We start from the raw sequence: 26,849 nt of genomic DNA on the forward strand, positions 1-26,849 counted from the left end.
TGAGATGGCATCGCACGAGAGATAGCAGCTGATCACCGCCAATCCAAAAACTCGATCAACCGGCATGCGCATCTCGTGAGACATATTTGAACTGCCCCAAGAACTCCTGAAACAGTGGCACGCCGAGTGTCCTATCGAGACTCCGGGCCAGCAGGGGATGTTTGTGCCGCCAGGTTTCCTCGCCGCGGCGGCGGGCGATGTAGGGGTGGACGGAGCCGCCCTGGATCGGGCCGGGCCGGATGAGCGCGACTTCGACGACGAGGTCGTAGAACTTCCGCGGCCGCAGCCTCGGCAGCGTCGCCAGCTGCGCCCGGGACTCCACTTGGAACACGCCGATCGCGTCCGCCGCGCACAGCATGTCGTACACGTTCGGGTCGGCGAGGTCGAGCTTGCCGATGTCGACCGCCTCACCGTGATATTCGGCGATGAGGTCGATCATGTAGTGCAGCGCGGAGAGCATGCCGAGGCCGAGCAGGTCGAACTTCACCAGCCCGACGGCGGCGCAGTCGTCCTTGTCCCACTGCAACACCGACCGGCCGGACATGCGGGCCCACTCCACCGGCACCACCTCCGACACCGGCTCCTTCGAGATCACCATCCCACCGGAGTGGATCCCCAGATGGCGGGGGAAGTCTTCGAGGGCGTCGGCGAGTTCGAGGATCTCGGCCGGGATCTCCCCCGCCGCCTCCTCACTGGTCTTCGTCACGCCAGCCCAGCGGTTGACGATCTTGCTGTAGGCGTCCTGCTGACCGGGGCTGAGACCTAAGGCTTTGGCGGCGTCCCGGATCGCCGACGGCGCCCGGTAGGTGATCACGTTCGCGACCTGCGCCGCATGCAGGCGGCCGTGTTTGTCGTAGACGTACTGGATCGCCTCTTCGCGGCGGTCGGACTCGATGTCGATGTCGATGTCCGGCGGCCCATCGCGTTCAGGAGCGAGGAACCGCTCGAACAGCAAGCCCCACTTCACCGGGTCGGCGTGGCAGATCTCCAGCGCGTAGCAGACCGCACTGTTCGCCGCGGATCCCCGGCCCTGGCACAGAATGTTGGCGTCGCGGCAGAACCGGACGATGTCCCACACCACCAGGAAATACCCCGGGAACCCCAGCTTCTCGATCACGTTCAACTCGTGCTCGAGCTGCGCGTAGGCCTTCGGATAGTCCTCGCGGTGCCCGTAGCGTTTCGCCGCACCCGCCCACGTCAGCTCCCGCAGATACGACATCTCGTCATGCCCCGGCGGGACCGGGAACGGCGGCAGATCCGGTGCGACCAGGTTCAGGTCGAAGGCGCATTCGACGCCGAGCAGGGCGGCGCGGGTGACCGCGCCGGGATAGCGCGCGAAGAACTCGACCTGCTCGGCGCCGGACCGCACGAACGCCATGTGCGCCGCCGACAGCCAGCCCTCCATGTCATCCAGCGACCGGCGGGCGCGGACCGCAGCGACGGCGTCACCCAGCGGGCCCCGGCCGGGGTGGGCGTAGTGGACGTTGTTCGTCGCCACCGTCACCACCCCCGCCGCCTCCGCCATCGCGACCAGGGTGTCGTTGAAGGTCGAATCGAGCGGCAGGCTGTGATCGATCAGCTCCACCGCCACGTTGTGGCGTCCGAACCTGTCCACCAGGGACACCAGCTCCGACATCGCCGTGACCTTGTCGCCGACGGCCAGGGCGCGGCGGATCCGGCCCTTGCGGCAGCCGGTCAGCACCAGCACATGCCCCGCCAGATCATCGACCAGCGCGTCCTCGTCATAGAGCGGGCAGCCCTTCTCCCCGCCCGCGAGCTGCGCCCGCGAGATCACCCGGCACAACCGGCGGTAGCCCTCCAGGCCGCGGGCCAGCACCAGCAGATGCGCCCCGCCCGGGTCCGCGACGCCGTTCTGCGGCGCGGGCAGATCCAGCGACAGCTCCGCGCCGAAACCCACGCGGACCCCGAGCTCGCGAGCGGCCTCGTTGAACCGCACCGCCCCGTACATGCCGTCGTGATCGGTCAGGAAGATCGCATCCAAACCCTGGCGGGCGGCCTCCTCGACCAGCTCCTCGGGGTGGCTGGCGCCGTCGAGGAAGCTGAAGTTCGAATGCGCGTGCAACTCCGCGTACGGCACCCGCGGCACCGCACCGCCGTCGTCGTCCCCCTCACGGACCCGCAGATCCACCGGCGGCCCCGCATAGCCCTCCCGCTTGCGCGACCACGCGGGCGCATCGTTCCCATCACCCTCCACACGAGGACGACCGGACGCGACCCGCTGAATCTCACGCCACGGGACAGCAGGATTGTTGAACGCCACACCAGCTCCACACCACACACGCTCTGCCGTGGGGGGAAGCCAGCGACAAACACTCGAACATACGCACGAACTCTGCCGACGATCCTGAACGCCGAACACGGCTCCCGTCAAGCCCAGTGGCCGACATAACACCAGGTAGTGGACCCGCCACCACTCCGACCGGCGAACCACGCGCAGCGGCTGGCATGGTTGACTCGACTTGGTAACACGCTAGGCCGTAAGAGTGACCTGGGAGGCGCAGTGGACGAATCCGACCTGACCGGCGCGACCGTGTACGAAACCGCCGACAAGCCCTCCCTCGGCGGCGGCCACTGGTACGTCCTGCCCGACGACACCACCTACTACCAACCCTTCGACGGCACTCCTCGCCCCGCCCTCGTCGCCGCCTCCACGCTGCGCGACATGCCGACCTGGACCGAAGTGCCGAACTAGACCTCATCCGACCCGATCCGGCCCGGGATGGCCATCGCGTTCCGCACGGCGGGTGCAAACATCCCGGGACTTCCAGTCGAGCCGGCTTAGCACGGCGCCCGCCAGCCGCCGACGATGATCGTGACCGCCGCGTTTCTGTCGGTGGGTCGTGGGATAACGGATACATGGATCCATGTCGACATACGCAGCGCAAGCGACATGCTCAGCTCCGGCATCAGCCACGGTCGGCGCCGTTGTGGGTCGGCGATCCCGAAGACTGGGCGGTCGTTCGACAGACGCCCCGCCCTCCCCTCGTATGCCCGGAGCCTGGCTGCGACGTCGAGTTGATCTCGTGCGAGAACCGCAGCTTCAAGCAGAATCCCCGATTCTTCAGGTTCAAGTCGGTCGACCGCTCCTGCGACCATTGGGCCGACCATGATCACGGCGGTGGCCCGGAGACGGCGCAGCACGAGTGGGTCAAATACTGACTGACCACGATCGCCCGCAGGCTCGGCTACACAGCCACGCCGGAACACCCCTCAACGCGTGCCGACGTGTTCGTTCACGAGCCGGGATACTGCCTCGAGGTCCAGCTGCGCTCCACCCAGTTCCAAAAACGTACCCAAGCCCGGGAGGCAAAAGGCGGGACCGTCTGCTGGTGGATCGTCGACGGCGTGGACTCCAAGGCATTGACCAAGGCCTTGTTCACGCTGCCGGCCGTGCGGTTCAGGGTGATCGACAAGAGCAATCCCCGGATACGGACACTAAGCCCATGGGCAGACCCCGAGGACCAGGACCTCGCTTCCCGGGCCCACTTGCAGGTCTTCGCCACTGTCGCGCACCCGCCATCGACCATGAATTCGGCCAACCCGCGATCCGCCTGGTTCCGCACCGGAACGATGGAGGGCTACGCCTTCCTGCGCGAAGTCCTCTCCGGTCGGCGCCGTTGGTACCCACCTCACGCACTGGGACACCCGTCAGGACTATGGGCGCTGGACACCGACGTCGACCGCTACCGTACTTTCCGAGCCGAGCAGCAGGCACTTAAAGTGGCAGCACAGGCACGCCTCGACGACGTCATGGCCGCGAAATCAGCCGAACCGCCGCTGACGAGGCCTCCCACGCTGCCCACCGAACCGCCCACGGTGCCGATCGCGATTCCGCAACCTGCCCCTCTCCCGAATCCCGTTCAACGTCAGCCACAGCAGGCCGCTCCCGTGACGACCTTGACGTTGAGGAGCCGACGGCGGAAGTGGTGGCAGTTCTGGCGAGCTCGATAGCAGGCTTCCGGCGTCGTCGCGTTGACGCGACCACACGAGACCACTGCGCACCAAGGAGACCTCACGCTATATTGAACGCCTTGCCCTTCGGCCCGGACACGCCTGCTCTACTAGTATGTGCGGAAATCGTCACCAGGGACCATCGGCGCGAAAGCACTATCACTCACAATTCTCTAAGTCAGCACGCCCGTAATGTTGCATAGCGAATGAGGACGATGACCGCCACGAGTAACGATCTTGTTCCCAGCCCGATAGTACTTGCCCCTGACGTTGCGGAGCCCCGTAAAGTGCCTGGTCGCCGCCGTCGGTCGATCCTGCGCCGCATCGGCGGGTGGCTGCTCCGTGGAGTACGCAAGGACGTGAGCGAGTTCCGTTTGGGCATCTTCGCTGAGTTCGTTGAGCGAGGTTTGAATACCCCTGCAGAAGCACGTCGGGCCAGGTGGAGCGTTCACCGGGCAGAGTGGGGGGCGTTCTATGTCGTCGGCATCACCTTTCTGACCGTTGGATCCCTTCGTGGCGTTCTTGAGAAGATGCCACGCGGCCTGATTCCTGCCGCGGTTCTCCTCTTTGGAGGGCTACCGTTGTTGATCTTAGCGATGCGGGTATGGGCGCCACGGTTCGCTCATGACCGCATTCGGCTTCAGATTGCACATATACTGGAGTCATTGAAGGAGGTCGACGGAATCGAATCAGAGCAGCAATTCCGCGTATGGCGAGGAAATCCTGCCAGGATACAGCAAATTCGTATCAGGAAGCTTCGAGGATACCTTCGCCATGCAGCTGCCACGATTCCCGACCAGTTCATGAGTATCAGCGGCCGCGGTCATCTGCAGGGGGACACAGTCCTTCGCGACAAGCTGAAGACACGCTTGCTATTGGCGCTCGCCGCAGCGCCAAATCTGTCAAATAGCGTAGCGCGCGACGACCTCCGGGAGATTCTATCTGTCATTTCCCGCGTGGTCGTCGAAGCAGACCCATGCGCCAAGCTCGAAACGACGCTACGCGGCTCTCCTACGTCTTGCTCAGCGGCCCAGCAGCCTCTGAAAACGTGGGCGTGGCGCTGGGCAACGTTCACAACGCCCACCCTGATTTCAGTCTTGGCTATCCCGGTTATGGCGTTCATCGCAGCGAAACTAGCCAGCGCGACGACACCGGTCGGAATGGGAATCGCAGCCGTTGGCACGGCCGCACACGCCGCCGTGAAGTATCTTCAATACCGCAAAATCGAATAGCCAAATGACCGCGTTCCCGAAGGGCAATCGCTTTCGCCTCCGCTTGGATGTAGCGCCTGCCGCTGGTGCGCCTCAGCCCTACTCGGGGACCTGGACGTCGGCGGGCTGCTTGTCGGGGCGCCATCCTCGCCAGGCGGTATGGCGGAGGCGGTGTTCGCGCGGGGTGAACTGGCGGTAGACGACCTCGCCGACGAGGTCCGGTTTTACCCAGTGCGCGTCCTTGGCGCGGTCCCGCGGCACCTCGTCGGCGAACGGGCTCGTCTTGCGGGCCAGCGGAGCGAGCTTCTTCTTCGCGTCGATGAGGGCCTGGTTGTTGAATCCGGTGCCGACGTCGCCGATGTAGACCAGGTCGCCGGAGCCGGGGTCGAGGGCGCCGAGCAACAGGGCGCCGATCATCCCGTCACGGCGGCCTTGCCCGGAACGCCACCCGCACACCACGACCTCGATGGTCTGGATCAATGGGTGTTTGATCCACTCCGGCGATCGGCCCCCCGGGACGTACTTCGACTGGATCGCCTTCACTACCAGGCCTTCGAGGCCGCGGTCCTTCGCGACGTCGAGCAGATCAGCCGGGGACATGCCGGATGCCGAGAGGTCGGCGTGGCTGTAGGACGGGGTGATCGCGACGAGATTCTTGTCCGGCGGCTCGATCCCCTCCAGCACCGCCCGCCGCCGCTCGTACGGTTCGTCCATCAGCCGGTCACCGCCGAGCAGCAGGACGTCGAAGACGAAGTACGCCACGGGCACATCGTCGCTGGTGGCGTAGTTCTGCAGCAGACCGAAGTCCGGACGGCCGTGCTCGTCCAGCGCGACGATCTCGCCGTCGAGCACCGCCTGGCGACCCTCCAGCGCGTCGCCCATAGCTTCGCCGAGGATCGGGAATCTGCCGGTGAAGTCCTTGTCGTTGCGACTGGTCAGCCTCGTCGTTCCGTCGGCGGCGACCCTCATTACCGCCCGGTAGCCGTCCCACTTCCACTCGTAGGCGTACCGCGGATCGTCCGGAAGCTCCTCCCGCGCCTGGCTCGCGAGCATCGGCTCGATGAACGCCGGCACCCGCGACCGCTCACCCCTTGCGGCGTCCTGTGCCATGACGGTCTCCCGAGCAGCCGGGTATCTACGGACGCGCTCTCACGTCCGCGATTCACCGTAACCCGAATGGCGCAGTATCGCCGGATTCCGTCGTGACACACCCAGGTGACCACGGTTTTCGTCGCTAGCTGTGGACACGGCCTGTTACATGCGCCGCTTGATAGACGACATAGCCGGACGAGACCGGCTAGAAGGGACGGCGCCGAATGCGGAACGAACGGCATGTTCAGCTGCGCTGGGAAACCCGGGCCGTGGTCGTCGACGACCCTCGCGGCCCGGCGGAGACCATGACCTATCCCGGTATCACGGTCACCCGCCGCCAGCGCGGGCGCGTCGTCGACCAACTCTGGCTCCCGGTCGGAGACGCCGAACCCACCATCGCCGACGACGAAGCCCTGGTCGCCGTGTTGCGCGCCGCGTGGTGCTGGAACATTTCAGCCGCTTGAACGGGCGCATTCACCACCGACGGCCCCCGGCTCCATGGCCCTCATCCGCGCCTTACGACGGCTACAGGGTTAGCTGCAGGGCACCGCTGGTCTTGCGAGCCTGGGCGGTGAGGGCGACGAGCTCTTTGAGCCACCAGGTCTCCATCGGCAGCCCGGCGGTATGCGTGTCACGGATCCAGGTCTGGACGAACTTCAGGCGTGCTTCGGCGGTGCGGATAGTGGCGTAGTCGGGGTGGGTGGCCAGTTCGGCGACCAGGTCGTCCCGCCGGGCCTGGAGGAGTTCCGCGCGTTCGGCCGCACGCTCCCGAACCAGTTCGTCGGCGGCGCTGATGACCGAGGAGATCATCCACGGGCCGTTGTCCGCGTCCTTACGCAGCTCGGCCAGCACCGGGAGCTGCTCGGCGACGGACCGGCGTAGGGCATAGCGGGCCCGCCGGAACTCCGGGGACGCAGCGACCTGCCTGGCCAGCTCCATGAGCTTCTCGTCCTCGGCGTCGTCGCTCACGCGGGGTTCGGGATCCCAGCGCGACGAACGAGCCGGGGTCGTGAGCTCGTCCAGGGCATCGTGCCAGGACGCGGTCACCTCCCACACGTGCAGGACACCGGCGTGGGCGAAGCCGACCTCGACACGACTTGTCCAGCCGACGATCCGGAACAGCGCCTTGCTCACCCGGGTCCGCTCCGCGCCGGCGTCGAGATCCTCCAACGCGGTGTCCACGGCATCCTGCGTCACCAGGACGCGGCTCAGGTAGAGCAGGGCGGCATCCACAGACGCGGCAATGGCCACGACCTGCTCCGCCGACAGCGTCGCCGAGTCGATTTCGACAACACGATCGGGATCGAGGCGGGCAGGGATCACCCGCAAGCCCAGCTCCTGCGCGCCCTGCGTGATCTGCTCGGCCTGGTCAGCAAGAGAATCGGTGGTGGCGGCACGCAGCTGAGCGAGCAGCTCGGTGAAATCGTGATTCATGAGCGCAGATCCGAGCAGACACCACCGACAGAACCGGCCCGCTCGACCTGCCCGCCGAGCAGGTTCACTCCAACGTGGAGACGTTCTTCGTCTGCGACGAGGCCTCCCGAACTATCTTGCGCGCCGCATGATGCTGGGACTGTTTCTTCCGGAAGGGCGCAATCAGCGGGAAGGCGGGGCGACCGACCTCGGCGCCGTGCTGATCTGGCCCGTAGCTGGAGGCTGCTCATGAGCAGCCTGCTGCTTCTTCGAATGGATGTCCGGAGTCGCGTAGCGAACAGCGGGCCCCCATACGATTACGAGTCGTGAAGTGGATAAGTGGATCGATGGCCGCGGCGTGGCGACTGTGGCGGGCCCGAGGGGGAACGTGGTGGTGGGCGATCGCAGCCATCGTCGTCCCGGTCACGTTGCTCGCGGCCGCGGCCGTCATCACCTTGATGCTGACCGTCTCTACCGCGGGCAACGCGCAGCTCAAGATTGAGCTGATCAGAACCGGACTCACGGTCGGAGTCGGCACAGGTGGCGTGGTCGCCCTGGTACTCGCGGGCCGGCGTCAATGGGCCACCGAGCAGGCCAACCGCGTCACCGAGCACGACGCCACGGAACGACGGCTTACTGAGCTGTACGTCAAGGCCGTCGAACAGCTCGGCTCCGATAGACCCGCAGTCCGCCACGGCGGTCTGTATGCGCTCGAACGCGTCGCCCAGGACAACCCCTACCACCGCCAGGTCGTGGTCGACGTGATCTGCGCCTACTTGCGGTCCCCTTTCCAGCTACCAGGCACGCGCCGGCCCCATAATCGGCCCGGGATCCACCGCCCTTTGGCCCCCAGGCACGGACATACCCGCCCGGTCGCCGAGCAGGCCACATCATCGACGGTGGCTGAAATCGACGACGAAGCTCTGCAGGAGCGCGAGGTCCGCCTCACAGCTCAGCGCATCCTCGCCACACACCTAAGGCCGGGTGGCGACCCGGAACATCCCGCACGGACCTTCTGGAGGGACGTCAACGTCGACCTCACCGGCGCCACACTTATCGACTTCAATCTCGATGACTGCCAGATCCGCGAAGCTAAGTTTCATAGGGCAACTTTTGCCGGCGACGCCGGTTTCAGCGACACGACCTTCACCCAAGGCGCCTGGTTCGCCGAAACGGCCTTTGCCAGCGAGGCCTACTTCCGCAATACGACCTTCGCTAGCCACGCGTCGTTCGACAAGGCGACCTTCACTGGCCGGGCCTGGTTCAGCTCGGCGACCTTCACCAGCGACGCCTGGTTCCGCGAGGCGAACTTCACCAGCGACGCCTGGTTCAGCTCGGCGACCTTCACCAGCGACGCCTACTTCATCAAGGCGACCTTCATGAGTCACGCCTTGTTCGACGAGGCAAGCTTCATCGGCAACGGCTGGTTCAACGAGGCGAACTTTACCGACAATGCCTTATTCCGCGAGGCGAACTTCACCAGCGACGCCTACTTCATCAAGGCGACTTTCAGCGACACCTACTTCATCAAGGCGACCTTCGCCAGCCACACCCAGTTCAACAAAGCGACCTTCACCGGCCACGCCTGGTTCCGTGAAGCGATCTTCGCCTGCCACGTCTGGTTCGACGTGGTGAGCTTCACCGGCCACGCCTACTTCGACAAGGCGACATTCGACGTAGCGTCTTGCGCGTCTGGGGCGAGTATCCGCGTGGACTCAATCGGGGATTCGTCCTGGCCGTCAGGGTGGAGTGCTGAAGTACCACGTGCTGCAGAAGAGATGTGGGCACGACTGGTTCCCGTACCAGCCGTGCTCGCCTCGCCAGGCACAGACGCCTAGCGCGGGCCAGCTGGTTCCACTTCAGGTGCGGCCTCGCTCCAAGTCGCGTTGGATCATGGAGACGGTACTTTCATCCGCCACAACCTCCGGACCGGGCCATCGTGGCACGCACAATCAGCCCTCTGCGCCGCTTCCAGGACTCTGCCTGACTACGACCCCGGACTCGGCGCCGCACGCCAGGTCCGTATTGCCCGGGCCTACGCGACCGCTCTGACAGATCGATCCCGGCCGGCCAGGGCTAGCAGGTAGCGCGGTTCGAGGAAGGCATGGACCCGGCGGCGGGCCGCGCGGGACGAGTGACGTTTGCCTACGCTGGCCGCGTCGAACCTGCCTCCGATCCGCGGCAGCCTCCTCTTCAGGACCGGCGCCAGCACGGCCAGCCCAGACGGCGTGCCACTACGACATTGCGACCATCCGATGGCACATGATGAGTTTTCCGAGAGAATCCGTCCACGTCTACGCGCATTGGATAGTCCGCCAGCAAGCTGCCGCCCGGAATCTGCGGCGTCTTTCTGGGTGACGGCACTCGACCATGTTGTTTTGTTCTCACTAGCATCGGCGGCGAACTGAGGGGAAGTTTCCTAAGTGAAACTGGTCGGGGAATTTCTGGGAACTTGATTCCCTTCGTGTTCGTGCGTGCTGACCGGAACATGAGCTATGGGGAGTACTTGTTGTGAAAAGACGCGTATTTCGTAGTGTTCTCGCACTGACGACAGCGGGATTGGTGGTCACTTCTCTGGTGGTGCCGGGTGCGGCATCGGCCGTCGGACGTGTTGCCACGGGGCCCGAGGTTGTCACTGTCGGCGGGTTCGCCGGCATCAACGAGCCGACACCGCGGCTGCAGCAGCAACCGGCGCCTGCCCGGACCGGGTCGTTGGAGGAAGCCCGCCGGATCGCCGCCGAACGGGGACAAGTATCGGAAAGCTACGGCAACGACCGAGAGAAGGTCGACTCCGCCCGGACTGCCCTGGGCGCCGCCGCCACACGGGCAGAGCCGCCGATCCCGATCCTGGACGAATGTCTGAAACGCCCCGGCGCGGGCTCGAACGAAGGGCACATCCTCAATCGGAACTTCTGGTGCCAGCAAGGGAAGATCTGGGCCGCGATCTACGTCAACGGCAAGGAGGAAGGCTACTTCGAGGTCCTGTACCGCGCCGCTGCCGTGGCGAACCCACTTGAGCGGAAAACCCACATCTTCATCCACGGTGACGACTACAACACCCGCGGAACTTTCTCTGCCTGGTCCACGATGGGTGTCACGTTCCAGTGCACGGTCCTGACCTCCGGTTGCTCGATCGACAACGAAACGGTCGTCATGGATGTGGGCGACTGGGACGACGGCGACTGGGTGCAGTGGAACATGAACTCCGATGAGAACGTGGCCACCCAGCAGCCGGAGAAGGTGATCCGGAACTTCGTCGCGGGCAGCGGGTTCGGGGTTGACGACTTCGGGCGCAGTATCGACTGGGGACCAGGGACCCGGCTGGGGTTGCGCTGTGATTCCGCCGCGTACTTCACCACCCCAAGGTCCTGTATCTTCACCGACGTCACCTCGCGGCTGAACTACATCAAGGGCCAGGGGTATGACCAGGTGGTCGACCACATCATGCTCGCCCAGGACCATCCGGAACAGACCGACCCGAACAGGGGAACGCCGAAGGTGATCCCCGGGAAATGGGCAGACCTGACCAAGCCAGGTCTGAACCGGGTGGCCTACAAAGGCGATGTCTGGAAGACGAACGAGGCCGCGAAGAACATCGCCTGCGCGACGATCCCGAAACCGAACCCGACGGACCAGTGCGACGAATACCCATTCGCGACCACGCTGCAGGGCGCGGGCAAGGGAGACGGGAACTTCTCGGTCAAGTACGTCAACGGCACGCAGAACGGCTCAGCGGGCGGCGTCCTGAGATGGTGGTACGACCGCGATCGTGTCCTGTACGGTGCGCTGGATGAGTTCTACGTCTGGGCGCGCTGACTGGCCACCTGAAGGGCCACCGGCGCCGACTGCCTTCGTGGAAGGACACACCGGCGTCGACCACGGCCAGCTCGTGATCGAGGTGCGGGGAACAGAACCATCCCCGCACCTCCCACCAGCCGGCACCAGCTGGGCCGCCGCACATCCAGGCACCATTCACCTTCACCCGGCCAGCGAATGGACTATCGCCGCAGCCGTGCGACTGGAGGCCTGGCTCGCAGAACCTGCCCGTGGCGGCCCACCGGACGCCGACACCTCCACGATCGATCTCTCCTTCGACAACCCCGACATCGGCGCCCGAGGATTCTCCGCCCCAGCCAGCGAAACTGACTTCCTCCACCTCGGTAACCCAGGCCACTACAAGGTCCGCGTCCACCGCTGGGGCGGCGACCAGGTCGACACGATCTTCAACGCCAACCCCCACGACACCATCCACCGCACAGAGAACTTCCTCCTGCAGTTCTGGCCCTCCCCCACGGACCACCCAGACGTCGGATCCGCCGTCGAGACCGCCACCATCCCAGGTGACGACGTTCACGCCGCGATACGCGACTGGGCGCAAGGGCTCTGACACAGCCCGGCGACGGGCCCTGCCCGCAGGATCATTCCGGCCCGGCTTGCAAGCCGCTCTCGACTACATGCCCACCGGCGACATGCTCACCGGCGACATGCTCACCGTCCACGAGGTCGACCGGCTTGGCCGCAACGGGCGTGCCTTGTCGGCCGCCGAACCGGACAAGTTCGTGCGGAAGAACGTGTCCACTGCGCTCAGGCTGTTCCTGCTTCGTTGCTGACCGTCGGCGGGCCATGGCCGGACGGGCTGCGGTGGACCGACCTGCTGTTCAGGAGCTGTTTGGGTCGGCATACGGATCAATGTCGGTTGCTTCGGGGTAGCCGCGGTCGATGACCTTGGTGCGGAGTTCATCGAAGTTGGGGTCGAACCGTGTCGTGCCGATGGTTCGTAGTGCGTCGATCGAGGCTCGTGCGACGTAGTCCTGCTCCCACGGCGCGCCATTGCCCAGCAGCATGAGCAGAATCTTGGTGCTGTCGTCCGGGACGGGTGCTGTTCGGCAGCGATCCGCGACTTCGATGGCGTAGTGGTCCACGCCGCCGGTGATGGCGAGTGTTCGGACCATGAGCTGTGCCCACGTTTCTTCAGGCAGGCCGGTGACGAACGCCCACCGGCCGGCGGCACGGAGTGCGTCGGCGGGCACAGTTACACGGTTAGCATCGAGTAAGGCTCGCCAGAACTCGGCGGCGGCGTCAAGTTCGGGTTCACCGTCGGTGCTGCCTTGCACCAAGACAGCGGCTCCTGAGGATGCGGCGGTAAGCGCCTCAGGGCAGCCGCGGAGGGCCTGGAGGACAGCGGGAATCTCGTACCCTGTCTCGCGGCGGAGCATTCCTACGAGGAGGGTATCGACCGCGTTGTCCGCGTTTTGTCTTGCCGCGGCGATCAACTCATCTCGCAGGTTGGCGTAGAGCCAGGGGGTGGGTTGAGCGTACTTCAAGGTCAGCTCGAGCGTCTCGATGCCCAGTTCGGTGTCCCGGAACAGGGTGTCGACGCGTCGGCCGAGCCAGTCCTTTGCGATTGTTTCGAGGAATCTGCGGTGCTGGGCGAGGACGGCCCGGTACTCCATGCCGACTGGACCAGGTATCCGGACGAGTTCGTCGAGCAGTTCGACGAACTGAGGGCGGATCACGCCTCCGTTGCGATATTCCCAGCCCGCCAGCGAAAGAATTGCCTGTAGTCCTTTTCCGCGGCGGCCGTTGATCGCGCGGAACAGCGCGTCGTGGTCACCATGAGCAGCGTCTCCGCTCTCAGGTGCACGGTCGATCAACTCCAGCGCCCAGGCCCACACGGTGTCGAGATGGTCGGCAAGTCGGGTGTCGTGATTCGCCAACGCGCGGACGAGGTCCACTGTCACCTGCTCGACGCGACGCCAGTCCGGCTCGAAGTCGAAATCGTCCTCCCCGAGAACGATCGGGGTCCAGCGTTCGGTCCGCACGAGCTGGGCCGCCGCAACGATGTCCGGTGCACTCTCGACGACATCGGCTGCCTTCTTTGCGACCGCGTCGAAATAGTGCAGGACGTACACAGGTTCCCGCAGAGCAGTCACGACCGACACGGGATCGGCCGTCCACGCCTGAGGTTCTGCTTCGACGACACCTTCGAGGGTCCGGGCAAGTTCACGAGCAAGAACCATGCGGCCGCGGCTATCACTGTCGGGCCGCCAACGCGCCATCGTGTCGATGGCGTCGGCGACGGACAGGGAGGACAGTTCTTTCGCGCTGTATGCGGATTGCCCCGACATCATGGTCACATGATCAGTCCTGTGCTCGAAGAGCTCCTGCGGGAGGGAGCCGTGGCGCTCCTCCAGTTCCGCGATCCGGTCCTGCCAGCTCTCCAGTGCAGAGCCGGGCAGCACTGTCGACCAGTGCCAAGCACGGCGCAGTGCGGCCGGGATGGACTCGCCATCACCGACCGGATCGTCTCCCGGTAGGCCGAGCGCTTCGGCCCATGGCGCGAGAAGACCCGGTTCGGGGTCGGCGAGGAGCACGGCGTCGATGAGATCTTTGTCGTCGCCGGTGGGGGCGGACGACGCGAGGCGGCGCGTGATGTGATCGATCTTGTCGTGGATCGGGACGTCGGCGGCGAGTGCGAGGACGCGGCTGGTGATCCTTTCCCCGAGATCGCCGCCGATGTCCTTTGTCCACTTAAGAAGGTCCGCGGTGGAGATGCCGAGGTTCGGTGCTTGCTCTAGCAGGCGCGCAAGGCCGTGGGCGAGGATGACGAGATAGTGGCGATCGTGTTCGCCGAGGTCGGCGGTGAGGCGCGCACTGTCTCGAGTGATCCAGCCGGCCTGGTGATGTTGGGACGCTTCCCGTGTCTTGGCCGCGAGCATGCGAATGCGGCTCGTGGCGTTGTCGCGGTTGAGCCCTGCTTCGAGTCGTTCGAGCACCAGTTTGTAGTAGTAGCGGTCGGTGTCGAGAGGATCGTCTTTCAGGATCTTCCTGGCCACAGTCTCCACAAGCGGGATTGTCGGATCGGCCTTTTTGATCACGTCGGCTCCGATCACACGAACCGACCGGTTGCTTGAATAGGCCGAGACGATGTGACCGACTGCGCTATGTCCGGCGGATCCTAACTGGGACGCGAACAGCAGCAGGGTGAACGCCACGTTCGCCCTGTCCTCTTTGAGCGTGCGTTGCTTCACGTCCTTCACCAGACTCATCAAAACGACGGCAACCTCTGCTGGCGCGGTGCGCCCGAGGCCCTCCAGCAGCGCCGCCCCCGGCCAGGTACCGCTCGGTGTCGGTAGCGCGATCACGTTCGCGTCGTAGAGGGGTGTAAGCCAGCCGGGGTCGGTCAGCAGCCCGAGAAACAGCCGGAGATGATGTTCGTTCAGCGCCAGGTTCCGCAAACGCTCAACCTGGTCGTGGCCGCTCCACGGCTCGGTTGCCAAGGCCCGTAGTGCCCGGACGATCTCATCGGATGGTGTGAACATCCGGATGAACCACGCCACGGCACGGGAATAGAGCGTGACAGCGGCTTGAAGAGTCGTCTGCGAATGCAGAGCCTGGCTTGCCTCGCCGTAAAGCCGGGTGTACTCCTTGACCGGGTCGAGCTCGCCGCTCAGAGGATCGATGCCGGCCTTCGACCGGAGATATTGCAACAGACGAGCGGCGTGGTACGAGTCCCGATCCCGCTTCTCGGCGATGCGTCGCAGAACGTCCGTGAGCGCGGCCAGCGATGCCTCGCCGTCGTTATCCGGCCGCGCTATCTCCGCCTCGTACCGCTGCCAAGCCTCACGCACGACGGAAAGACCCCCACCGGGCAACGGGCTGCTCTCTTTGACGACCGCATCGACCGCCTCGCGCACGTTGTAGGCCGCGCTCTCAGCAAGCCGAAGATCTGCCTCGTCGTCCAGCGAGTAAACGATCAACACCGACGCCGTCCGCAGGCACGCCAAGATCCTCGCGCCCTGCGTGGGCAACTCGCGCATGATCGTCGACGCCACCTCATCGGGCAGCTCCGGCAACGATCCACCGTCCTCCGTCATCGACACCACCTGTCCATTGTCGACATCGCCTGTCCGTATTTGTCGGCAACGACACGCCACCAGGCGAGCCAATCAGGACGGCCGCCGCGCCGAGGCCCGAGGCTTAGCTGCGGGCGGCTGCGTATTCGGCGTCGAGCCGGGCTTTGAGCGCGGCGGCGCGGTCAGGAGTGCAAGTTTGGCCAGCCGAGTCGATATCGCAGTGAAGCTTGATCAAGCGGGATCGGATCGCCCCTACCGTGCGCCCGTACTGCTCGGCGAGCTGGTCGTGCAGCGCCGTCGGCGCCGTGGCGGGGTCGGCGGCGAGCCACTGCTCGCGCAGTGCGGCTTCAAGCTCAGACGTCCACGAAGCATGGGAACGCGCGGGCCCGCCGGGCCTGGGCGGCAGAACCCGCCGGGCCGATGCGGCAACGGTTTCTGGCAGCAGCGGCCAAGATTTGCCGGAGGCTCGGGTATCGGAGATCTGCCTCTGAAGCCGCTCGATACGAGCGGTGTTACCGCGGGGAACCCCCACAGCCTGCGCTCAAGCGACTCGGTGACGAGGCGGTGGCAGAACTGGGTGACCATGCTTCTCGCTGGCTGAGCTTCGCGGGGTTCGACCACAACCACGAGCGGGAGAGAAACCTCGCCAGCTTCGCCGAGTGCCTCATCGCCGCCGGCCGCTGGGAGCCGCTCGCGTACCACTTCGACGACGAGCACGAGGGCGGCAATTCACATATGCCGGTACTGCACCACTACGAGAAGATGCTCGGGGCTTACCGCGCGATCATCGATGCCCGCAAAGCCGACCGCGGCTTCACCAGCCACGACACCTATCACCTCGACGGCGACGACCTGAGGACGATGCTCAACCCGCCCCCGCTGCGCACGTCGCGCGATTGGTGACATCCTCGTCAAGCTCGGCCGCCGAACGCCGAAGCCCTCAGGGAAGGCCGGGACGTTCATGAACGGTGTGCTCCAGAGCGGCGCGTGGATCGCCACGATCCTCGGCGGCCTCTCCGTCCTGGCGGGCGTGGTCGTGTGGATTTGGAAGCAGTTCGGGGAATGGCGTGAGCGTCGGCGTATCCGACGGCATCGTGACTGGCACGGGTACATCGACGTCGGCGGGGTGTCGAGCTGGCACGTCCGGCTCGTGGACGCCCCCGACGCGCCTGCGGGCCAGGTCGTGTTGGACGTGCTCTCCAAACCCGACGGCGCACCAGACCTCAACCGCGCTCATTCGCTTCGCCAGCAGATCATCGGTGACGGCATTCTCGCTCGTGTCCCCACTCCTGATGAAGACGACTTCCTCAAGGCGCTTGGTCGGGAGCGTGGCCGCGGGAACGACCCGGAGGGTTTTCCGCTCCGCTGACCACGGGCCTGTTCGAGAGCGCATCGTCACCGAACTCGCGACCACCAAAGCACCCTCAGCCAACACCGCGACAGCGGCCGAGAGCTACAGCGACCTGCGCAAGGACAACGCCCGGCTCCGCCGGGCCAACCAGGAGCACACCGAGCACCTCGAGCTCGCCATCGCCACCATCCAGCGGCTCAGCATCGACAACGAACACCTCCGCGCCGCTCTCGACAACGCCCGCAATATCACCCACCTGGGGCCCCGACCAGCGCAAACACCGCGCCACTAGGCCGAAAGGGTTACCGTGCGAAGAGAGGGCGACGACGCCGACGCAACGGAGGTGACCGGCCCATGGCCTCCCTGCCCGCACCCGGCCCGTCGCGGCGTCGTCACGCGTCGGAACGTCCGCGTTCGGCAGGTCGATGATGGCCGCGCTGCGCCCGCCGGTGGCGGTGGTGGAGGCCAAGCCGGTTCCGGAGATTCCGACGTCCCGGACGGGACGCTGGGCCTATGAGCCGAAATTCGATGGCTGGCGCTGCCTGCTGTTTACAGTGGACGGGTACTTGCAGTCCCGCCGGGAGACCGACCTAACGGGACGCTTCCCGGAGATCTCGGCGGCCGCGGCAGCGCTCGGCGACGTCGTGCTGGACGGCGAGCTCGTGGCCCTCAAGGACGGACGGCTGGACTTCGGGGCGCTGACCTCCACACCGCGCGGTCGTGCGGAAGCGGGCATCACGATCTACTTCGTCGCCTTCGACCTGCTCGCCGACGGGCGTACCGACCTCCGGCCAAAGCCCTACCGCGATCGCCGGAAACGGCTGGAGAAGCTCTTCGCCGTAGTCACGCCGCCCTTGCAGCTCGCTCCAAGTACCACCGACCAGTCCGTCGCCCTGACCTGGATGGATCCCGGCGCTAGCCAGGTGGGAATCGAGGGATGTGTTGGCAAGCAACTCGGTTCGCCTTATCGAGCCGGGAGGTCCGGATCGTGGGTGAAGATCCGGCAGATGGTCGTCGTCGACGCGGTCGTGGTGGGAGTGACCGGTACCCCGGACTGTCCCGACGAACTCGTTCTGGCCCGCCCCGACAGCACCGGACAGCTCCGCAAGATCGGACTATCCCAGCCGATCACCCCGGAGATCGCCTCCGAGGTCGCAGGCCAGGTGAGGCTGACCGGGGAGCCGCCGCAGAAGGTGTCGTCAGGGGTGTTCGGCCGCGGCCAGACACAGTTCCGGCCGGTGATACCGGATGTGGTGGTGGAGGTCCGGGTAGAGGCCACCATCGCGACGTTCACGAACCGCCTACGACCGAAAGTGCACCGGGTGCGACCCGACCTCACCGTGCACGACCTGCAGGTATGAACCCGCCGAGCTTCTGCGTGGACTCCGGCGGCGGCCCCACCGCGGCCGTGGTCGGCGGGGCCGCCGCCGACGTAGATGCCCGCGAGGCTGGCGCACGCCCCACCTGACGGTGCCCTGCGCGACGTTGCCCGACGGGATGTTCAGGAAGCCGGTACGTCTAGTCGTCCTCGGGCTCGTCGTCGCCGGGAGAAGGAGCCGCAGAATTGCAATTGAAAATGTCCCCCGCTACGGGAACGCCGCCTAGGACGCCGCACAGGAAGTTGCCCTCCCCGCCCTCGCTGCCGCAGTTGCCGAGTACGGCACAGGGAGGCGTCGCGCTCGCCGGCCTGCGCCCGCGATCAGGCCGGCGGTCACCACCCCGACCACCGCTGCCATCGACATAGCCCGATAACGCATCGTCAATACTCCATTCTGTGCAACCATCCGGCCACCACCCGGCCAGCGCCACACATCTTGTTCACCCCCGCCGCCTCGGCTAGCCGCCTCACCCATCCCGGTGTCACCCAGCCAGTCACAACACCTCACGACACCACGGCAGGGCGTTTTCCTGGTCGTCGTGGTGACGGGCCACAAACTGCTCGGCCAGCGAACCGGTCAACTGGCCAGCGGCAAACCCTGTCTACAAAAGGCCTTCGAGTCCGCGGTCCCTCGCGACGTCGAGCAGGGCGTGCGGACCCATGCCGGCGGCCGAGAGGCCGGCGTGGCTGTAGGACGGAGTGATCGCGACGAGGTTCTTATCCGGCGGCTCGATCCCCTCCAGCACCGCCCGCCGCCGCTCGTAGGGTTCATCCAGCAGCCGGTCGCCGCCGAGCTGCAGGACATCGAAGACGAAGTACGCCACGGCCACGTCGCCGCCAGCGGCATTCTGCAGCAGCCCGAAGTCCGGGCGGCCGAGCTGTTCGGGCTTCATGGCCTGCCGTCGGCGGGCTTGGTCCGTGGGCAGTTGCTTGGCAGACGGGGGCAGCACATGGTCAATCGTTGAAGTTGCGCAATGGCGGGAGCTTCCAAGCGTCGTATGTCGCCGAGATGGCGGCGTTTCGGCGCCAGAATTTCCAGCGAGGCAGCGTGTACAGGTGTTCGGCCTTGTTGCGAGCGCGATCAGCGCTTTCCAGGTAGCTAGTGAGGGTTTCAAAGGCGCGGGCGGACTCCGCACCCTTGACGTCGACTCCTCGAAGTTCGGCGACCAACTCGCAGTGGTGGCGGAGGTCAACTACCGCATTCAAGGCGGTCCGACGAAGCTTGCGCGGAACCGTGCTCTCTGCGTTTACCGCTTGTCGGTGGGCTGTCTGGGCCAACGAAACAATCTGAGCTGCCGTCTCGGCCCTCGGCCGCTCACCTACCTGGGTGTCTAAACGTTCCTCGTACAACTGGTGGCCCAGCTCCACCAGGGTGGAAACCAGCGCGCGGAACTCTCGATGCGCGGACACCACCCGGTCCTTGCGCGCTTCCAGCCGTGGCTTCGCGGCGAATTCGATCCCCAAGGTCACGACCGTCGCTGTGACGACGCTGATCAAAGCACTGAGGACGGCGGGGTTCATCAGCAGCTTTTACCACAATTCGTTCCGCGAAGGGTGTCCCTCGTGGCGATCGGTGACGCGCCGTCCCCAGCTTGAACAGGCGGCGTCCCCTCTGACCTTCCCCTGCTCCAGCCCAAGTTGGTGCAGTCTCAAAATGGCGGCGTCGTCGACGACGACGAGGGCTCAGGTGGCGTGATCAGGCTGAGCCGGGCCAGGCGCGCGGTAACGCCGCCTTCGTTTCGGCCGAACTCCTCGACCAATTGCTGAATAGAGGCGCCTTCGGCGTGACGGCGTGCGAGGCGTTGTTCTTCCTCGTCGGTCCAGCGCTTGTGTGAGTTGCGGTGAACGGTCCTCAGCTCGTCCATCGTGTAGGCAGGCTCAGCTTTCGGCGTCGTGTGAGGAGTGACGAGGTCTGAGGGAAAGTCGCCGAGGTCGACTTTATACAGCCGCCAGCGAACAGAGGTTTCCGTGCGGCCAGTACGTTCGGCGATCTCCGTAGCGCTGAGGCCGGCTCGGGCCATCATCTCCAGCTCGGCCTGCTCGTCTGCGGTCCACTCCCCGCGTTTCTTCGGCGGCGGCGGAAGTTCGGGGTTCACGGCCATCTCCCGCAGCCGGGTCAGCATCGCGGCACAGTCGCTGAGCGCCCGGTGACCGCCGTCGAGCCTGTGCGTCCCGTAGCCGTTGCCCTCTGCCGTGCGCTCTCCTGACCACTCGGCGTGGCGGGCCATGGCGTCTTCCCACTGGGCGGACACCCAGTCGGTGGAGACGGCTGTGCTGTAGCTGGGCAACAGTCGGTCAGCCTCAGCAGTGAGGACCCGGCGATCGAAGTCGGCGTTCCAGCACACGATCCGTTTCCCAGCCAGCAGTTCCACCAGCTCGTCGTGCACGGCGGCAAAGATCGGCACGAGGGGCTCCGTAACCATTTCCGCAGTGATGCCGTGCTTGGCGGCCGCGAACGGCGAGATCTGCTCCCCTTCGGGGTTGACAAGGGTCTCCAGCAGCACCTCGCCGCCGCAGGACACCACCGCGATCTCCAGCACACGGCCATGCAAGTCGGTAGTCTCGGTGTCCAGCAGCACGGAAGTGGGATCCTCCAACACTTCCTGCGCCCACACTGCCGCGCGATGCCTGTCAACCGCGCGACGATCGAACTCCTCGACAAACCCTTCGCTGCGCAACCGAGAGTCGAACAGCTCCACCAGCATGTAGGCGTCGGGGCGGCCTGGACTACCGGCGCCCCTCCCTGCCGCGGTCAGCTGTCGGCTGGTCATCAGGTGCTCGGGCACCTCGCTGCGATGGTAAATCGGGACATCGGACATCGGACAGCTCCTCCTCCAGCATCAACGGAACCCTCCGTATACACGAGGGCACCGACAGTTCTAGCGGAGTAGGAAGTCCAGCAATCCGGGCGGGGTGTTCCGTTTCAGCCCAGTTCCTCACGGCGCGCGTCACTGGAGTTCGGTGCGCCAAGGGCGGGGCAATCCGTACCACGAATATGGCACCGCGGCCCCGAGCTGCGCCGCGGGGCGCCGGTCAGAAGATCACGTTGGATAGGGCGTTAATGGCGTCCTGTGCCCAGTCCTGCACACCGGACTGCGTCCCGGCAGCCGCTCCTGCGGCGGCAGCTTGACCAAGGTGGAGCAGCATGCCAGAGAGAGCTTTGGTCGCGCGGCGCACCTTTCCCCGTTGCGGATCCTCCGACTCAGTGACTTCGGCAAGGACATCGAGGGCGGCAGTTTCAACGTCCTGCCGGTTCTCTTCGTCAACATCGCGCTGCTCGGGGAGCTGCTCCAGCAACTGAGCAACGATCCTCGCTAACTCCTGGTACTGCTCGGGGGCCCTTGCGATCGTGTTCTGCTGGTTCTGGGTGACCTGGGCGTTACCGCTGGCAAACTGCGAGTTGGACACCGCACCGTGGATCACCGGAGCGAAGTAGTTGGTGGTGGGTGCTCCGTCCGAGGCAGGCCCGCCGGCGAGGTAGCTCCGGACATCACCGTCATGGTCGAGTACACAATCGCGGCCGGCCGAGGTGAGCCGTGGCTTGAGTGTGCCGTCGGGCCGCTGATCACCGGCGAGCGCCTTGATTAGCCTCTTGTTCGACAAGTAGGTCGCTTCGTGAGCGATGTCGTCCCAGGTGAAGTCTCCGTCGGCATACCTGGCCTGGTCACTATGCAGGAACGATGTCCAATCCAAGATGTCGCGATGGCCCTCCAGCCACAGGAGCATCCGCTGACGTAACACACTAAGGCGTCGGGCCGGTCGTTCTTTGACGAGTCGCTGGGCCTGCTGCTCACCACGGCCGGTCAGACGGCAGGTTGCGATCCCGCCTGACCCGAACAGCGGCTTCACCAGGCCGTCCTGTTCCAGGTCCTTGACCAGGTCCACTGCCTTCTCGTCGCGGAGGCCTCGCTCGGCCAGGAAACTGTTGATGTCTTGAAGGTCGGACTCATGCAGACGGATGAGCAGGGCGTTGCGGTGTTCGTCGAAGTCGGTGGTCATCGCTCTGCCTCCATCATGTGTGTTCACAGGGATATCGTCACCTCATCGCGAAACGCAACAGGATCGTCGAATGTCGCCCAGGTTGACGACATTGTGGACGGTGTTCTGTCGGTGGTCACGCGTACAGTTCCGAGCTATACGTTCAGCGGGAAGGAGTCAGCATGGGCGGGAGCTCGATCGACAAACGCGCCATCGCGAAGTTCACGAAGGACCTCCAGCGCGAGTTCGACAAGCAAGGGCCGATCCGGATCCCGGTCGAAACCGACATGCCTGAGCTGCCTCCTCTGGGCTCCGGCAGCTCAGGCACGACCGTGAACAACTACGGCCCGGTCTTCCACGGTGACGTCTCCGGCGCGCAGATCGCGTGGAACAACGAGACGGTGACCCAGAACCAGCAGAACGCCACCAACACCAGCACTGTCGCACCCGGCTACGAGCCGCTAGCCAAGCTGGTCACCGACCTACTGGAGCAGCTGCCGCAAGTCGGCCTGGACGAGCAGGACCGCCTCGAGACCGCCGAGGCAGCGAACGACGTACTCAAGGAGATTACCGGCGTCGAGTCACCTGAACCGGGCAAGCTACGACGCGCGATCAACCTGCTGCGTGGTGCGCTGTCACCGATCCGCGATGGGCTGATCACCGGTCTCGCCGCCGGCGCCGAAGACTGGGCGAAGGCAGCAATCGCCGGACTGACCGGAGTCAGCTGAACACCAGAACAGGTCACGGGAGGGCACCATGACGACTTCCTTCGATGAACACTGCGACGCGCTGATCTTGCACATCCATGAGACTGGTCAACAAGTCGTCGTCGACGACTTCCTTACCGAGCGTGGATTCGACGAGGCGACGCCAACCGACCTGGTACAGGACCTGGAAAATCGCGGCCTGGTCCACCCCACCTACACCCTGGGTGAGGTGCGCTGCCGACTGACCGGAGCTGGTGTCCGTCGAGCGCAACAGCTGATCAACGAGCGGCCCAAGCGCCGCGCAACGACACTGCGGCACCGTATGCTCCAGTGGCTTGAAGAACATCCCGAGTCCCCCAACTGGGACGAGTTCCTCGCCAGCGACCAAGTCCGCTTCGAGGGAACTGCCTTCACCGAGGCGCAGCTCAAACGCGAAGCAAAACATCTCTACGACCTCAGGTACATCACCGCCGCAACGATCGATGAGGAAGTCGACGGCGTGTTGTGGCCCGACATCACGGCCTCCGGCCGGGACTTCCTCTTCGATGGCAACCAGCGCTCCGGCAACACCTTCACAACGACCATCCACCACGGACCAGTCATCAACGGCCCAGTCACCAAATCACAGCTCGCCTGGGAGAACACCACTGCCCACCAAGACCAGCACCCTCGTGCAAGCAAGGACGACAGATAGCCGCAACGCTTTGATCTGGACGTTATCGATATATTGAGGAAAGTCCAGAACTGTAACCGACCTTAATCAACGCTCAAATAGGTGCCAGCAATTTGGCGCAACGGCCTAGAGCTCGTCTCGCAACGCACTTGACATGTCGACGTGCGGGTGCCTCGTCCAGCGATCGTGTTGTACGGCCCGGCAATCCCGGCGTCACACTCACATGTTCTTCTGCTACCGGTCAAGGAGAGCGGCGAGGTCGTCAGGACCGAACCCGGCCTCCAAGAGCACCTGCCGGTCGTCCTCGGCGATCCAGCCCCACAACTGGGCGTGAACCACGACCTCGCGCTCACGCGGCTGCGACAGATCGAAGCCGTCGAGCGGCGCGTCGTCGGGGTGATGGAACAGGAACCGGCGGGCGCTGTTGACGACGCATGAGTTGCTGTAGAGCGCAGTGGCGACGACGCCTGCCTGCCGAATGTCGCTTCCAGGGGCGGCGAGCTGCGATGGCATGGCGGACGGCTGGTACATGGCCAACGAGTGGCGGCGGGTTAGCGGCACGTGGATGGCCATCGCGTTCTCGATCCCCGTCCCCATGCCCATCCGCAGCATCTCTTCGTTTGGAACGAGGTGGACCGGGTGGTCAGAGGTCGCGAGTGCCTTGCGCTTGAACACCGTCAGAATCCACCAACGGTCGAGGAGGGACTGTGTGACCCGAGGTAGCATGTTGACGAGATGCTGCATGTGATGGTTCGTAGCAACCTCTGCGCGAATTGGGTTCGTGAAGAGTCCGATCCACTCGCGGTTCACCGCGGTGTCGTCTACGGGTTCTCCCCCTGCGCTGAGCGCCTCTCGCAGCCGTGTGCGCCCTCCAAGAATCACTTCCAACAGAAGTGCATGGGACGCCAACTCGCTCATCCTGTTGCGAACGCTGCTCCCGCGCAGTAGCTGAAGCGCGATCCACGCAGCCATGCTCTGCCGGTGCTCGTCGCTAAGCGGCCATGCCCCCGCCGCAACTTCTCGCCATGCCGCCGCCGCGGGTGCCTCCACGAGCGAGAGAGCTTGCTCCACTACGTCGCTCTGCTGTCCCGCTTGGTCGATCACGGTGTAGTAATCGACCTGGACGGACGCGTCACCAATGCTCTGCTGGAACGTGCGATCACCGGGGAGCATGACGGTCGTGACCCGCTCGTTGTCGTTCGCGAAATAGCGCAAATAGAACTTCGACACGACGTGGTGCCGTCTCGCCTGCCCTGGCATTCCTCATCGCCTCGTCCCAGATGTTTGCGTCGAAGGCCTAGACGTCCTCATTCCACACTGACCAACCAGCGCGGCGAGAGACCCCACCGGTACGCGAACCGTCGGACTTAGGAAGCGCCCTCCGCAGGTAGATGCTCCCGCCCGCGCCATTCCAAGCGGACCACACGCGTCAAGCTACGGGAGCGCTCCGCCCCAGCCCCCAGGGCCTCGCGAAGTGCTTCGGCCGAGATCGGCCGCTGGTGTACTTCTCGATGCTGGGCGTCTATCCGTTTAGCCCGCTCAACCAAGTCATCAGCAAGTCCGGCGCACGGACATGCAGCAGGCCACTCCATGTCCTGAGCGGCGGAACCTGCTGTGGCAGAGTGCACCACAATATCGATCTGTCCTGGCGCGACGTATCCTTCTGCGGGACTCGGGAAGCCCTGCGGGCCATCTAGAGGTGTCGCCTTCGGCAAGCGACTTGCTCGGTCACGTGCGCCGCCCACCAGGATTCGTACTCAAGCTACCCGCCCAGCGCTTCAGGGCTCGTTCGGCTAGGAAACGGACGACCTCGATGTCTGCGCCGAGATCACGAGCTTCCTGGTCGTAGGGCAGCAGCAAGTCCTTGTTCTTTCCGCCGTCACTCTCCTTCGCGTGCACGATCCGGCAACGGATTTCGTAGACGCGTTCCGAAAGATCTTGCCGGTAGTTTTTCCCCCGTACTGGGTTTCCGTTCTGGTCGGCTGCCAGTACCCGGACATCTCTGATGACTTGCCGGTCACTCAAGGTTGTTAGCGCATGGCCGCCGCGAAGAAATCCAGTGATCTGCACGTCAGTGACGGAATCGTCGATTACCGCGGCGAGCTTATTTCGCTCGGCATTGAGCCTGTCGTTGTCGCCGGTCGGATAGGGAGTGATCGCCTTGTTGACCTTGTCGACCCCTTGCTTCTTCCTAAGGTCCTCCGCGGCTCGAGGCATGTAGTACTCAAGCACCTGGTAGAACTTCAGGTACCTCTCCAACGGGTCCCGGTCGGCAGCATTGCCGGCTGCGTACAAGGCAGCGGGGATGGGATCGTATCTGTGTACAGGAAACCGAACCTTCCTATCCACATCCGAACTCGCCATACACGTCATGCGGTAGCCAGAGTTCCAGAGCCGAAGCGAGACACCGGACGACCGTGCGATCTCATGCAGGTAGCTTGCCCCATACTCGGCAAGTACCTGTTCCGCGTCGTGCACATCAGACATGCCGAAGTCCCGCAGCTCCACCGCGAGCCAGCGCGCGCCCTGGTACCCGCGCCGATAGAGCGTGCCGAGCTCCGTGCTTGCCAATTTCAACCGCAAGGAACGCTCCTGCCCCGATGATGTGGCTGCGTCATCTGTAACAACGAGGACGCCACTGGAGGACATTAGACCAAGAACGTCACGCCCAAGCGGACTCTCGATCGATGTTCTCGTCCTGGCCTTGAGGTGGGCAATGCGGCGGGCCACCGCACTGATCAGATCGTCGTAGTCTCCAACGAGGCGCGCTACGATGACGTCTTCCCGCGGGTACCACAGGGCATGCCAGCCCGGCATCGGATGTGCACCGCGGACAACAGCGCCGAGGGTTTCCGCCTGCTCAGCCGAACCGATGCGTCTTGCAAGAATTTCGGCTCCGCCCTTATCCAAAAAGGCCAGCCGTGCGTTCTTTCTGGGCCCACGCTGCCCACTCCATTCGAGCTTGACATCCACACGTGAAGCAACGTCCCTTGCCAGGCGGGCCATCGCCTCTGCGTATGTCAATCGCGGTTCGTCGAGCCAGCTGTCATCCCAGTCCTCTTCGTCAAAATCTTCCACGTTCACAATATCCTTAACATTGTTCGATAATTTCTAGCCACGTTCACGGTTGGGCGTCGCTCGCCGCAGCGCGGCCGGATCGAGGCATACCGCTAAAGGTTAGTTAACCGGACAGCCTTCCGATCTGCCAGTACTCGGCC

Annotated in this window: 23 protein-coding genes and 1 pseudogene; 14 read left to right on the top strand and 10 right to left on the bottom strand. The window is 64.8% G+C overall.

The window, feature by feature from the left end; all coding sequences use genetic code 11:
* Positions 1-91 precede the first annotated feature (91 nt).
* Positions 92-2,281 (bottom strand): annotated as a pseudogene (gene dnaE / locus ACLJO0_RS36615) (DNA polymerase III subunit alpha); the annotation flags it as partial.
* A 240-nt stretch (positions 2,282-2,521) separates the two neighbouring features.
* Between dnaE and ACLJO0_RS36620 the strand changes: the two are divergent.
* From ACLJO0_RS36620 to ACLJO0_RS36630, 3 genes are all read left to right on the top strand, one after another.
* Positions 2,522-2,713 (top strand): hypothetical protein, encoded by a 192-nt coding sequence (locus tag ACLJO0_RS36620; protein WP_410583797.1) that lies wholly within the window; start codon positions 2,522-2,524, stop codon positions 2,711-2,713.
* A 533-nt stretch (positions 2,714-3,246) separates the two neighbouring features.
* On the top strand, positions 3,247-3,972 hold the full coding sequence (locus ACLJO0_RS36625) for a hypothetical protein (protein WP_410583799.1): 726 nt from the start codon (positions 3,247-3,249) through the stop codon (positions 3,970-3,972).
* A 215-nt stretch (positions 3,973-4,187) separates the two neighbouring features.
* Positions 4,188-5,204, top strand: coding sequence for a hypothetical protein (locus ACLJO0_RS36630; RefSeq protein ID WP_410583801.1), 1,017 nt, complete (start codon positions 4,188-4,190; stop codon positions 5,202-5,204).
* Positions 5,205-5,282: 78 nt separating this feature from the next.
* Here ACLJO0_RS36630 and ligD read toward each other — a convergent pair whose 3' ends face one another.
* A complete protein-coding gene (gene ligD / locus ACLJO0_RS36635) occupies positions 5,283-6,293 on the bottom strand; it encodes a non-homologous end-joining DNA ligase (RefSeq protein WP_410583803.1) in 1,011 nt (336 codons plus the stop codon).
* A 206-nt stretch (positions 6,294-6,499) separates the two neighbouring features.
* Here ligD and ACLJO0_RS36640 point away from each other — a divergent pair, with 206 nt between their 5' ends.
* Positions 6,500-6,739: a hypothetical protein gene (locus tag ACLJO0_RS36640; RefSeq protein ID WP_410583805.1), complete on the top strand. Its 240-nt coding sequence runs from the start codon at positions 6,500-6,502 to the stop codon at positions 6,737-6,739.
* A 61-nt stretch (positions 6,740-6,800) separates the two neighbouring features.
* On the opposite strand, the gene ACLJO0_RS36645 is transcribed toward ACLJO0_RS36640, so the two are convergent.
* Positions 6,801-7,709, bottom strand: coding sequence for a hypothetical protein (locus ACLJO0_RS36645; RefSeq protein ID WP_410583807.1), 909 nt, complete (start codon positions 7,707-7,709; stop codon positions 6,801-6,803).
* 326 nt (positions 7,710-8,035) lie between these two features.
* Here ACLJO0_RS36645 and ACLJO0_RS36650 point away from each other — a divergent pair, with 326 nt between their 5' ends.
* The 4 genes from ACLJO0_RS36650 to ACLJO0_RS36665 all read left to right on the top strand — a co-directional run bounded on the left by ACLJO0_RS36650 (position 8,036) and on the right by ACLJO0_RS36665 (position 12,298).
* Positions 8,036-9,526: a pentapeptide repeat-containing protein gene (locus ACLJO0_RS36650; protein WP_410583809.1), complete on the top strand. Its 1,491-nt coding sequence runs from the start codon at positions 8,036-8,038 to the stop codon at positions 9,524-9,526.
* A gap of 724 nt (positions 9,527-10,250) precedes the next feature.
* On the top strand, positions 10,251-11,504 hold the full coding sequence (locus ACLJO0_RS36655; protein ID WP_410583811.1) for a hypothetical protein: 1,254 nt from the start codon (positions 10,251-10,253) through the stop codon (positions 11,502-11,504).
* Between the two features lie 37 nt (positions 11,505-11,541).
* Positions 11,542-12,075 carry a hypothetical protein gene (locus tag ACLJO0_RS36660; RefSeq protein ID WP_410583813.1) on the top strand — a complete coding sequence of 178 codons (534 nt, stop codon included), beginning with the start codon at positions 11,542-11,544 and terminating at the stop codon, positions 12,073-12,075.
* Positions 12,076-12,142: 67 nt separating this feature from the next.
* A complete protein-coding gene (locus ACLJO0_RS36665) occupies positions 12,143-12,298 on the top strand; it encodes a hypothetical protein (RefSeq protein WP_410583815.1) in 156 nt (51 codons plus the stop codon).
* 48 nt (positions 12,299-12,346) lie between these two features.
* Here ACLJO0_RS36665 and ACLJO0_RS36670 read toward each other — a convergent pair whose 3' ends face one another.
* Positions 12,347-15,565 carry a hypothetical protein gene (locus ACLJO0_RS36670; protein ID WP_410583817.1) on the bottom strand — a complete coding sequence of 1,073 codons (3,219 nt, stop codon included), beginning with the start codon at positions 15,563-15,565 and terminating at the stop codon, positions 12,347-12,349.
* Positions 15,566-16,108: 543 nt separating this feature from the next.
* Between ACLJO0_RS36670 and ACLJO0_RS36675 the strand changes: the two genes are divergently transcribed.
* The 4 genes from ACLJO0_RS36675 to ACLJO0_RS36690 all read left to right on the top strand — a co-directional run bounded on the left by ACLJO0_RS36675 (position 16,109) and on the right by ACLJO0_RS36690 (position 18,256).
* The gene (locus ACLJO0_RS36675; protein ID WP_410583819.1) at positions 16,109-16,447 is read left to right on the top strand and encodes a YfbU family protein; all 339 of its coding nucleotides are present in this window, start codon (positions 16,109-16,111) and stop codon (positions 16,445-16,447) included.
* A 58-nt stretch (positions 16,448-16,505) separates the two neighbouring features.
* Positions 16,506-16,913, top strand: coding sequence for a hypothetical protein (locus ACLJO0_RS36680; RefSeq protein WP_410583821.1), 408 nt, complete (start codon positions 16,506-16,508; stop codon positions 16,911-16,913).
* On the top strand, positions 16,873-17,187 hold the full coding sequence (locus tag ACLJO0_RS36685; RefSeq protein ID WP_410583823.1) for a hypothetical protein: 315 nt from the start codon (positions 16,873-16,875) through the stop codon (positions 17,185-17,187). The genes ACLJO0_RS36680 and ACLJO0_RS36685 overlap by 41 nt, the downstream gene beginning before the upstream one ends.
* Positions 17,188-17,323: 136 nt before the next feature.
* Positions 17,324-18,256: a hypothetical protein gene (locus ACLJO0_RS36690; protein WP_410583825.1), complete on the top strand. Its 933-nt coding sequence runs from the start codon at positions 17,324-17,326 to the stop codon at positions 18,254-18,256.
* A gap of 619 nt (positions 18,257-18,875) precedes the next feature.
* On the opposite strand, the gene ACLJO0_RS36695 is transcribed toward ACLJO0_RS36690, so the two are convergent.
* The 4 genes from ACLJO0_RS36695 to ACLJO0_RS36710 all read right to left on the bottom strand — a co-directional run bounded on the left by ACLJO0_RS36695 (position 18,876) and on the right by ACLJO0_RS36710 (position 22,272).
* A complete protein-coding gene (locus ACLJO0_RS36695) occupies positions 18,876-19,223 on the bottom strand; it encodes a hypothetical protein (protein WP_410583827.1) in 348 nt (115 codons plus the stop codon).
* 4 nt (positions 19,224-19,227) lie between these two features.
* Positions 19,228-19,794 (bottom strand): hypothetical protein, encoded by a 567-nt coding sequence (locus ACLJO0_RS36700; RefSeq protein WP_410583829.1) that lies wholly within the window; start codon positions 19,792-19,794, stop codon positions 19,228-19,230.
* Positions 19,795-19,922: 128 nt separating this feature from the next.
* A complete protein-coding gene (locus tag ACLJO0_RS36705; RefSeq protein ID WP_410583831.1) occupies positions 19,923-21,092 on the bottom strand; it encodes a 3'-5' exonuclease in 1,170 nt (389 codons plus the stop codon).
* Between the two features lie 214 nt (positions 21,093-21,306).
* Positions 21,307-22,272 carry a hypothetical protein gene (locus tag ACLJO0_RS36710; protein ID WP_410583833.1) on the bottom strand — a complete coding sequence of 322 codons (966 nt, stop codon included), beginning with the start codon at positions 22,270-22,272 and terminating at the stop codon, positions 21,307-21,309.
* A 161-nt stretch (positions 22,273-22,433) separates the two neighbouring features.
* Between ACLJO0_RS36710 and ACLJO0_RS36715 the strand changes: the two genes are divergently transcribed.
* On the top strand, positions 22,434-22,979 hold the full coding sequence (locus ACLJO0_RS36715) for a hypothetical protein (protein WP_410583835.1): 546 nt from the start codon (positions 22,434-22,436) through the stop codon (positions 22,977-22,979).
* 28 nt (positions 22,980-23,007) lie between these two features.
* The gene (locus ACLJO0_RS36720) at positions 23,008-23,652 is read left to right on the top strand and encodes a hypothetical protein (protein ID WP_410583836.1); all 645 of its coding nucleotides are present in this window, start codon (positions 23,008-23,010) and stop codon (positions 23,650-23,652) included.
* 213 nt (positions 23,653-23,865) lie between these two features.
* On the opposite strand, the gene ACLJO0_RS36725 is transcribed toward ACLJO0_RS36720, so the two are convergent.
* Both ACLJO0_RS36725 and ACLJO0_RS36730 read right to left on the bottom strand, forming a co-directional pair.
* A complete protein-coding gene (locus ACLJO0_RS36725; RefSeq protein ID WP_410583838.1) occupies positions 23,866-24,861 on the bottom strand; it encodes a DUF4238 domain-containing protein in 996 nt (331 codons plus the stop codon).
* Positions 24,862-25,359: 498 nt separating this feature from the next.
* On the bottom strand, positions 25,360-26,715 hold the full coding sequence (locus ACLJO0_RS36730) for a hypothetical protein (protein WP_410583840.1): 1,356 nt from the start codon (positions 26,713-26,715) through the stop codon (positions 25,360-25,362).
* Between the last annotated feature and the right edge of the window lie 134 nt (positions 26,716-26,849).

This window comes from Amycolatopsis sp. lyj-108 (assembly GCF_046549005.1).
Classification (GTDB): domain Bacteria; phylum Actinomycetota; class Actinomycetes; order Mycobacteriales; family Pseudonocardiaceae; genus Amycolatopsis.

Coding starts and splice junctions, on each gene's coding strand:
- ACLJO0_RS36630 (WP_410583801.1), top strand. CDS start 4,188: ATGACCGCCACGAGTAACGATCTTGTTCCCAGCCCGATAGTACTTGCC.
- ligD (WP_410583803.1), bottom strand. CDS start 6,293: ATGGCACAGGACGCCGCAAGGGGTGAGCGGTCGCGGGTGCCGGCGTTC.
- ACLJO0_RS36640 (WP_410583805.1), top strand. CDS start 6,500: ATGCGGAACGAACGGCATGTTCAGCTGCGCTGGGAAACCCGGGCCGTG.
- ACLJO0_RS36645 (WP_410583807.1), bottom strand. CDS start 7,709: ATGAATCACGATTTCACCGAGCTGCTCGCTCAGCTGCGTGCCGCCACC.
- ACLJO0_RS36650 (WP_410583809.1), top strand. CDS start 8,036: ATGGCCGCGGCGTGGCGACTGTGGCGGGCCCGAGGGGGAACGTGGTGG.
- ACLJO0_RS36665 (WP_410583815.1), top strand. CDS start 12,143: ATGCCCACCGGCGACATGCTCACCGGCGACATGCTCACCGTCCACGAG.
- ACLJO0_RS36670 (WP_410583817.1), bottom strand. CDS start 15,565: ATGACGGAGGACGGTGGATCGTTGCCGGAGCTGCCCGATGAGGTGGCG.
- ACLJO0_RS36680 (WP_410583821.1), top strand. CDS start 16,506: ATGAACGGTGTGCTCCAGAGCGGCGCGTGGATCGCCACGATCCTCGGC.
- ACLJO0_RS36690 (WP_410583825.1), top strand. CDS start 17,324: ATGGCCGCGCTGCGCCCGCCGGTGGCGGTGGTGGAGGCCAAGCCGGTT.
- ACLJO0_RS36700 (WP_410583829.1), bottom strand. CDS start 19,794: ATGAACCCCGCCGTCCTCAGTGCTTTGATCAGCGTCGTCACAGCGACG.
- ACLJO0_RS36705 (WP_410583831.1), bottom strand. CDS start 21,092: ATGTCCGATGTCCCGATTTACCATCGCAGCGAGGTGCCCGAGCACCTG.
- ACLJO0_RS36710 (WP_410583833.1), bottom strand. CDS start 22,272: ATGACCACCGACTTCGACGAACACCGCAACGCCCTGCTCATCCGTCTG.
- ACLJO0_RS36715 (WP_410583835.1), top strand. CDS start 22,434: ATGGGCGGGAGCTCGATCGACAAACGCGCCATCGCGAAGTTCACGAAG.
- ACLJO0_RS36720 (WP_410583836.1), top strand. CDS start 23,008: ATGACGACTTCCTTCGATGAACACTGCGACGCGCTGATCTTGCACATC.